Here is a 706-nt window from a genome sequence, read left to right on the forward strand (position 1 = left end):
TAGCTGTCGCAGGCGACGTCGCCGGTGTCGCCATTGGCGACCTTGCCGGGCGTGTGGGAAAACACGTCCCAGTTGGTCTGGCCGCGGCCATCGGCATTCACGGCGCCCTCGATCTGATAGGAGGCGGTGGCGCAACCCCACAGGAAGTCGGCGGGGAAGGCAAGATCGCCCTGCGGTGCGGATCCAGCCGCATTTTGGGTGCTCGCGGGGCTGCACCCGGCCAGGCCCGCGCCCAGTGCGGCGGCACCCAGGCCCATGCCCAATTCGCGGCGATTGATACCCGTCATCTTCGATAGTCTCCTTATTGACCGACGATCTGCACCAGGCCGCTGATGGCCTGGCCGGTGGGCAGCTTCGTCTTGCTCGTCAGCGTCTTTGCCTTGTCGTCCCAGACCAGTTCGGCCTTCACGCCACCCTTGCGATAATCATTGGTCTTGCCGTCATCGTCATAGAGGGTGAAGCGGGCATCGGCGCCGGGATAGACGCGGATGCTCTCCAGCGCCTGCTTCTCGGCCGTGCTCTTCACCTGCACGCCCATCGGCACGATCGAACCGGCCTTCACGAACAGCGGGATGCGGTTGATCGGGGCATCCACCTCGATCGTCTGGCCACCCTCATATTTCTGGTTGGTCCAATAATCATACCAGGCGGTGCCGGCGGGCAGATAGACCGACCGCTTGGTCTGGCCCTGCTTGGTCACCGGGGC

Annotated in this window: 2 protein-coding genes; both read right to left on the reverse strand. The window is 64.4% G+C overall.

The features are described 5' to 3' along the window. Positions 1 to 287, reverse strand: a 287-nt coding sequence (locus tag JQK15_RS26535) for a family 1 glycosylhydrolase (protein WP_214869660.1), incomplete at its 3' end; no start/stop codon positions are given. A gap of 14 nt (positions 288 to 301) precedes the next feature. Continuing rightward, a partial coding sequence (locus tag JQK15_RS26540) for a DUF5110 domain-containing protein (protein WP_214869662.1) occupies positions 302 to 706 on the reverse strand: 405 nt, incomplete at its 5' end.

Origin of the sequence: Sphingobium sp. BHU LFT2 (assembly GCF_018604485.1) — a bacterium.
GTDB lineage: Bacteria > Pseudomonadota > Alphaproteobacteria > Sphingomonadales > Sphingomonadaceae > Sphingobium > Sphingobium yanoikuyae_A.